This is a genomic window from Intrasporangium chromatireducens Q5-1 (genome assembly GCF_000576575.1).
Taxonomy (GTDB): Bacteria; Actinomycetota; Actinomycetes; order Actinomycetales; family Dermatophilaceae; genus Intrasporangium_A; species Intrasporangium_A chromatireducens.
This window is the reverse complement of record NZ_AWQS01000264.1, coordinates 1-4,896: the sequence shown is the minus strand read 5'-3', so window position 1 is coordinate 4,896 and position 4,896 is coordinate 1. Positions and strand designations below refer to the sequence as shown.

Below are 4,896 nucleotides of genomic sequence, written 5' to 3'. Positions count from 1 at the left end.
GCAACCGGAGTTTGCGCTCACTCGACGGGGTAGTACGTCGAGTGAGCGCAAACTCAGGCCGAGTGCGTCGCGAGCCAGGCCTTGGCCCGGGTCGCGGAGGCCCTCGACAGCCAGGCGTCCTGGATGATCTCGCGCAGCTCGTCCACGCTGATTCGCGACAGGTGGGCCTCCCGGACGAGCACCGAGGGGTGGCCGTCGAAGTGCGGCGTCGTGAAGAAGGGCAGCCGCTCGTCCTGCAGGAGCGCCTGTTTCTCCCCATCGGAGCCGACCCAAATGACGATGACGTCGGTCAACCGCTCCCCCGTCACCTCGTCGACGGCGTCGCGCCGTGGGGTGCGGAAGAAGACGAAACTCTTGCCGCCCACCTGGTAGACCATCTTCGGCCCCTCCTCGTCGACGGTGACGTGCGGCATCCCGCCCGCGATGTCGTGGACGTCCGCGACGGTGGCCGGACGTGGCGTGCTCGTCATCCCCTCATTGTGGGCGCTCAGCGCACCTCGATGTGGATGCGCCGCTGCTCGACCGGCTCCACCTCCCACGGCCGGCGGAGGGTCACGACGACGTCCCCAGTGCCGGCGCGGGTCGCCCGGAGCCCGAGGGCCGCCGTGCGGAGCAGGCCCGGCTGTGCCCGCTCGACCTGCTCCACCTCGGTGGCGAGCACGCTGAGGAACTGTGGGACCTCGGCGAGGGTCCACAGGTAGCCGCCGCCCGACTGCTGCCCGAGGCGGAGCACCACCTCGTCGCCCGGCGCGACCTGTATGCGGGCGCCATCCGGCGGTTCGCTGATCACGTGCTGCACGTCGCCTCCTCACCCCGTCGGCCGGCCGCCCGTGCGGGTGGCCGGCCGCGCTGGTGGACTACCAGACGTAGAGCGTCCCGATGGTCCCGGCCGGGTTCTCGTCCACGTATGGCGCTGAGCCGGTCGCGCGTGCGTGCGCGGCGAGCAGCGTCATCGTCGTCGAGCCGGTGTCGGTGAGGTCGCTGAGCTTCTTCCACCCCGCCGTGGACAGGTAGGCCCAGGCGTTGCGGTTGCTCTGCTCGGCGTAGGTCGCGACGACGGTCTGGCCGGTGATCGGCGTGCCGACCGCGGCCGGGAGGTCCGTCGTCGTCGCCTGCGGCGGCGCCATTGTCGGCGCCGGTCCCGCCGCGGCCGCCACGCCCGTGCCCGACTGCTGCACCGTGCCGGTCAGCAGGCGCAGCTCCTCGTCGGTGAGCGGGTGCGGTGGCGGCGGCCCGTCCGCGACGGGAGCGCCGGTCAGGACCTCCGGCTGCGGGTCGCCGCTGACCTGCGGCTGGGTGGTGCAGTTGGTCCTCGTGGTCGTCTTGGGTGCCATGGCGTGCTCCTCAGTACGCGTAGACGGTCTTGATGGTGCCGTCGTCGGAGTAGGCGTTGACGTAGGCGCCCTTCTCCTTGGCGGTGAGCAGGTCGGCGAACATCGCCACGTGCGCGGTGCCGGTCGTGCCACCGACGTGGAGCCAGCCGTTGTCCTGGACGTAGACCCAGCCGTTGCGGTCGTGCCCCGTGCTGTAGCCGCCGATGACCTTCTTGGCAGACGTCCAGGTGCGGACGTTGACGCCCGTCACGGCGATGTTCGACCAGGTGTCGATGTAGCACTGGCCGTAGCGGATCAGGCCGTAGCCGCCCATCCCCCAGCCGGTCCCCCAGCTGTTCTTGATGATCCAGGCCTGCTGCGCGTCGTCGTAGCCGACGATGGCGACGCAGTGGCCGCCCTCGACCTTGCCACTCGTCTGCTGGTAGACGCCCGACTTGTAGCTGAAGAAGTCGGTGTAGACGACGAAGCAGCCGGTGACGGGGCCGACCGAGGTGAGGTGGGCCTTGATGTCCTCGACCTTGTTCGTGACGTCGACGGTGCCGGTCGCCTTCGCCCGGTGCTGCTGCCAGTTCGCCGGGGCGGAGCCGCCGTTCGTGTTGCCGGCGGTGTAGGCCCACTCGCTCTCGAAGCAGATGCCGTCGTTCGTCGCGAAGGTCAGGGCGGGCAGGGGCATCCAGCCGGTGTTGCAGTTGACGCCGACCGTCGAGCCCCATCCGTAGAACAGGTGCGCCTCGGAGAAGTCGGAGTCGAGGGTCGGCAGGCCGCGGGTGTACCGCGCCGTGCCCTCCAGGACGGCGACCGAGCCGAAGGCGACGCACGACCCGCAGTTGCCCTGGTCACGGATGCCGCTGACGTAGTTCTGGCCGCCGATGTTGCGCAGGTCGAAGGCCGCGGGCAGGGCCGCGGCAGCGACCGACGGTGGCTCGAGCAGGCGGGCGCGCAGCTGGACGGCGCGCTGCTCGAGCAGGGCGAGGTGCTCCTCGTCCGGCAGCGGCACGCCGAGCCTGCGGGCCCGGTCGTCGCCGCTCAGGCGGGTGAGGTGGTTCTCGGCCGCCTCCCAGGGATGGTTCTGCGTCTCGAGTGCCCGCTGGACGGCACCGACGTCGACGCGATCCTTTCCTGCCATGGTGTTCCTCCTTGTGGACCGCTCCCCCGAGTTGGGAAGGGACACTTCTTCAGAGTCGCCCTCCAGATCGGCTGATACCAGCCCTGACCGGGCACTCGGGCGGTGCCGCCGGCGAGGCAGCTCCGCTCAGCTCAACTCCGCTCAACTCCGCTGAGGGCAGCGCTGCTGTGGGCAGCGTGCCCTTCCGGACCCACCCTGGTCCGGCCGAGGCTGGGTCCATGAGTACCGAGTCACCAGATCCCGCCCAGCTGCTCGACGAGGAGCTGCACCGACGCCTCTTCGAGGGCCGCGCGCTCCTGCTCCAGGGGCCGCTCGAGGACCGCAACAGCAACCGGCTGTGCAGCGCGCTGCTGCTGCTCGCCGCCGACGACCCCGTCGCGGACATCCGGCTGCTCATCAACTCGCCGGGCGGCTCGGTCCCGGGGATGCTCGCCATCCGGGACTGCATGCGGGCGATCCCCAACGACGTCGTCACCATCAACCTCGGCATGGCCTACAGCGCCGGCCAGTTCCTGCTCTCCTCGGGCACGAAGGGCCGGCGGGCCACGATGCCGCACGCCAAGGTCCTGCTCCACCAGGGCTCCGCCGGCATCGGCGGGACCGCCATGGACATCGCGATCCAGGCCGACGACCTGCGGCACACCCGTGACGTCGTCCTCGGCTGCATCGCCGAGGACACCGGACAGTCGCTCGAGCGGGTCGAGGAGGACTCGCGCCGCGACCGGTGGTTCACCGCCGAGGAGGCGCTCGACTACGGCTTCGTCGACCTGGTCGTCGGGTCGCTCGAGGACGTCATGCCGCAGCACCGCATCCCGATCGGCCTGAGGAGCGCCCGATGAGCAGCTATCCCATCCCCTACGTCACGACCCGCAGCGACCGGGGAGGCGAACGGACGGTCGACATCTACAGCCGGCTCCTCGCCGACCGGATCATCTATCTCGGGACCGGCATCGACGACGGTGTCGCGAACGCGATCATCGCCCAGCTGCTGCACCTCGAGAACGAGAACCCCGACGCGCCGATCTCGTTGTACATCAACTCGGTCGGCGGCTCGATCCCCGCGACGCTGGCGATCTACGACGCGATGCGGTTCGTGCGTGCGAGGGTCGAGACGACGTGCGTCGGGCAGGCTGCGGCGACCGCGGCGGTGCTGCTGGCCGGGGGCGAGCCCGGCCATCGCGCGATCCTGCCCCATGCGCGGGTCGTCATCCATGCGCCCGCCGCCGAGGGACGGGGCACCGTGCCGGACCTCATTCTCGAGGCCGACGAGGTCGAGCGGGTCCGGACGATGCAGGAGGAGATCCTCGCGCAGCACACCGGGCGGACCCGTGAGCAGGTGCGTCGCGACACCGACCGTGACCTCATCCTCACGCCCGCCGCCGCCGTGGACTACGGGATCGTCGACACGGTGCTGACCGCCCGTCTCCCGGCGGCACTACCCGCCTGACCGGGCGGTCATCAGCGTCAGGCGGCGAGGAGGGTGATCCGCCCACTTGCCGCCGACGCGGGCCGGGGTGGCCCGGACAGGTGCTCGGTCGACCCCACGACGAGGTCGCGGACCGTCAGGTCGAGTGCGCCGGCCACGGCGGAGAGCATCTCGGAGGAGGCCTCCTTGCGGCCGCGCTCGAGCTCGGACAGGTACTGCGGGGAGATCCCGGCACGGCCCGCCACGTCGGCGATCCGCTCGCCGCGGCGGTGGCGCTCGTCGCGCAGCTGCCGCCCGACGGCCTCACGCCACAGCGGCTCCGGCTGCGGCATCCGCGCAGCCGCCGCTTGCTTCGAGTGGAGTCGCACGACGGTGTCCATGGACCGACGCTAGCCGGACGGAGCCCGGCGCAGCAGCGTCGTTCGCTCTCGGCGCACTGCTTGCGGGGCCATGCGCACCGGGGCGACGCTGGGAGCATGGAGCCGCTCGTCGACGGCATCGACCATGTCTACGTCCCGATGACGGAGGCCAGCGCCGCCTTCGACGTGCTCTCGACCGGGCTCGGGCTGCCGATCCTGTGGCCGATGACCTCCTTCGGCAGCTTCTCGAGCGGCGGGGTGAGCCTCGGCAGCATCAAGCTCGAGATCATCGAGAGCAACGCGGTCACGCCGTGGTGCGCGGCTCACCACCCGCCCCGGATCCAGGGCATCGCCCTGCGCCCGAGCTCTCCCGTCGACGACGGCTACCTCACCGGGCTCGACGAGCGCCGCATCCTGCACTCCGACCCGGAGACGTTCGAGCGCGACGGCCGGCCTGGCTGGACGAACGTCTACCTCGTCGACCTCGTGGGCCCCGATGCCGGCGCGTTCCTCTGCGACTACCACCTGCCCGAGTCGAAGGACCTCGACCATCGACGGCGCGTCCTCGCCGAGCGCGCCGGCGGCCGGCTCGGCGTGCTCGACGCCGCGGAGCTGCTCATCGCCAGCCGCGACCCTGAGGCGGCGGCCCGG

Annotated in this window: 8 protein-coding genes; 3 read left to right on the top strand and 5 right to left on the bottom strand. The window is 71.2% G+C overall.

The window, feature by feature from the left end; translation table 11 throughout:
- Positions 1–53: 53 nt before the first annotated feature.
- Genes N864_RS19195 through N864_RS19180 form a run of 4 tightly spaced genes read right to left on the bottom strand, consistent with a single transcriptional unit; the run spans position 54 to position 2,460 of the window.
- Entirely contained in the window at positions 54–470 is a 417-nt protein-coding gene (locus N864_RS19195) for an MmcQ/YjbR family DNA-binding protein (protein WP_034721035.1), read from the bottom strand.
- Between the two features lie 17 nt (positions 471–487).
- The gene (locus N864_RS19190; protein WP_034721032.1) at positions 488–799 is read right to left on the bottom strand and encodes a protease inhibitor I42 family protein; all 312 of its coding nucleotides are present in this window, start codon (positions 797–799) and stop codon (positions 488–490) included.
- Positions 800–857: 58 nt separating this feature from the next.
- Positions 858–1,334, bottom strand: coding sequence for a hypothetical protein (locus N864_RS19185; RefSeq protein WP_034721030.1), 477 nt, complete (start codon positions 1,332–1,334; stop codon positions 858–860).
- A 10-nt stretch (positions 1,335–1,344) separates the two neighbouring features.
- Entirely contained in the window at positions 1,345–2,460 is a 1,116-nt protein-coding gene (locus N864_RS19180; RefSeq protein WP_034721025.1) for a C1 family peptidase, read from the bottom strand.
- 218 nt (positions 2,461–2,678) lie between these two features.
- On the opposite strand from N864_RS19180, the gene N864_RS19175 reads away from it, so the two are divergent.
- Both N864_RS19175 and N864_RS19170 read left to right on the top strand, forming a co-directional pair.
- The gene (locus tag N864_RS19175) at positions 2,679–3,299 is read left to right on the top strand and encodes a ClpP family protease (protein WP_034721022.1); all 621 of its coding nucleotides are present in this window, start codon (positions 2,679–2,681) and stop codon (positions 3,297–3,299) included.
- Positions 3,296–3,907 (top strand): ClpP family protease, encoded by a 612-nt coding sequence (locus N864_RS19170; protein ID WP_034721018.1) that lies wholly within the window; start codon positions 3,296–3,298, stop codon positions 3,905–3,907. The genes N864_RS19175 and N864_RS19170 overlap by 4 nt, the downstream gene beginning before the upstream one ends.
- Positions 3,908–3,924: 17 nt before the next feature.
- Here the strand turns inward: N864_RS19170 and N864_RS19165 are convergent, their stop codons facing one another.
- Entirely contained in the window at positions 3,925–4,266 is a 342-nt protein-coding gene (locus N864_RS19165) for a helix-turn-helix domain-containing protein (protein ID WP_034721016.1), read from the bottom strand.
- Positions 4,267–4,362: 96 nt separating this feature from the next.
- Between N864_RS19165 and N864_RS19160 the strand changes: the two genes are divergently transcribed.
- On the top strand, positions 4,363–4,896 hold a 534-nt coding region (locus N864_RS19160), incomplete at its 3' end, for a hypothetical protein (RefSeq protein ID WP_034721014.1).

What these genes read in the sequence shown, in the direction of transcription:
- N864_RS19165 (WP_034721016.1), bottom strand. Translation starts at nt 4,266, where the DNA reads ATGGACACCGTCGTGCGACTCCACTCGAAGCAAGCGGCGGCTGCGCGG.
- N864_RS19180 (WP_034721025.1), bottom strand. Translation starts at nt 2,460, where the DNA reads ATGGCAGGAAAGGATCGCGTCGACGTCGGTGCCGTCCAGCGGGCACTC.
- N864_RS19195 (WP_034721035.1), bottom strand. Translation starts at nt 470, where the DNA reads ATGACGAGCACGCCACGTCCGGCCACCGTCGCGGACGTCCACGACATC.
- N864_RS19170 (WP_034721018.1), top strand. Translation starts at nt 3,296, where the DNA reads ATGAGCAGCTATCCCATCCCCTACGTCACGACCCGCAGCGACCGGGGA.
- N864_RS19175 (WP_034721022.1), top strand. Translation starts at nt 2,679, where the DNA reads ATGAGTACCGAGTCACCAGATCCCGCCCAGCTGCTCGACGAGGAGCTG.
- N864_RS19185 (WP_034721030.1), bottom strand. Translation starts at nt 1,334, where the DNA reads ATGGCACCCAAGACGACCACGAGGACCAACTGCACCACCCAGCCGCAG.